1 protein-coding gene is annotated in these 460 nt (G+C 35.9%); it reads left to right on the forward strand.

Going from position 1 to position 460, the window contains the following annotated elements; translation table 11 throughout:
- The first annotated feature begins 213 nt into the window (after positions 1–213).
- On the forward strand, positions 214–435 hold the full coding sequence (locus AB1471_RS17110) for a hypothetical protein (protein WP_367780943.1): 222 nt from the start codon (positions 214–216) through the stop codon (positions 433–435).
- Positions 436–460: the final 25 nt, after the last annotated feature.

Here is a 460-nt window from a genome sequence, read left to right on the forward strand (position 1 = left end):
CGAGACCGTAGGTGTTATAGCACCTATTATGTTGCCATTGGATTTGATTTAGCTAATTCAATCCTGATTGAAGGTACCCATGGTTTGATTATCATGGATACATTTCCCAGTGAAGAAATTTCCACTACTACGAATCCTCTAGCAATTGTCCAATCACTACACTAGTTTTATGAATATACTAGATATTGAATTCATAAATAGGAGGTGAAATAAATGACAAAATCTTGCGATATAAGCTCTGTACTGGGTTTTGAAAATGCGATCAATGAAAACTTTGATAAAGGTGATCTCCTTCGTGTTGGAACACTAGATGGCACTTTCACAGAAGGACATTTTAGGTCTTCTCAGAACGGAGTTATAACATTACGGAAAGCAGGTAAAACTGAAAATACGATCATTTCTCTTCCTAACACATGGTGTGTGGGGCCAAACTAATCTGTACTAATAATATTTACGTTAA

The organism is Jeotgalibacillus marinus, from assembly GCF_040801915.1.
GTDB lineage: Bacteria > Bacillota > Bacilli > Bacillales > Jeotgalibacillaceae > Jeotgalibacillus > Jeotgalibacillus marinus.

Bases quoted from the DNA above. Each gene is read 5' to 3' on its own strand.
- AB1471_RS17110 (WP_367780943.1), top strand. From the start codon at position 214: ATGACAAAATCTTGCGATATAAGCTCTGTACTGGGTTTTGAAAATGCG.